Source organism: Bartonella sp. AA86SXKL, assembly GCF_042196885.1.
In genome coordinates this window covers 1-680 of sequence record NZ_JBHIRE010000369.1, presented here as the reverse complement: position 1 = coordinate 680, position 680 = coordinate 1, and the positions used below count along the sequence as shown (strand labels likewise).

The window sequence follows — 680 nt, the reverse complement described above, 5'->3', positions numbered from 1 at the left end:
TTGTGCAATGGCAGCAGGGATAGCAATAGCTTTGACAGATAACAGGTCTTTCAATGAAAAATGCAGTCCAACACCAAACATTAGCAAAATGACACCAATTTCAGCAAGTTGGTTGATAATACCGGAATCTATTCTAAAACCGCCTGTGTTTGGTCCTACAATAACACCAGCTAATAAGTATCCCACAAGTGGTGAGATACGCAAACGACTGGCAATCATTCCTAAAAGAAATGCTAAGCATAAACCTGCAACGATTGTTGTAATAAGTGGCGTATCATGGAGCATAATATTTATGACTTTTTCAAAAAAAATGAATTCATTAAAGCGACTATAGCTTTTTTTATAAGAAAGAGAGGAATGGTATTTCATATATGAATTAACGTGGCATTTTTATTGTAGTGTCGTGTTTGTGTGATTATTTCTTTTACGCCACCAATTCCCAAGTAGTAGTAAAATAGGAGCAGCAATAAAGATTGAAGACGATGTTGCAATAATAATTCCAAATACCATAGGAAATGCAAAATTATAAACAGCGCTTCCGCCCCATAATGCCATAGGGAGCATAGCGAGAACTGTGGTAGCGGATGTAAAGAGACAGCGTATAAGAACTTGATTAATTGAAAGATCAATTAGTTCACGTAGTGACATTTTTTTATAAAGGCGCATATTTTCGCGCATTC

At 36.2% G+C, this 680-nt stretch carries 1 protein-coding gene and 1 pseudogene; both read right to left on the bottom strand.

The window, feature by feature from the left end; all coding sequences use genetic code 11:
- Nucleotides 1-285 (bottom strand): cation:proton antiporter domain-containing protein (locus ACFIO5_RS12065; protein ID WP_375705538.1); only part of this gene is annotated, 285 nt, incomplete at its 3' end.
- 105 nt (nt 286-390) lie between these two features.
- Nucleotides 391-680 (bottom strand): annotated as a pseudogene (locus tag ACFIO5_RS12060) (protein translocase subunit SecDF); the annotation flags it as partial.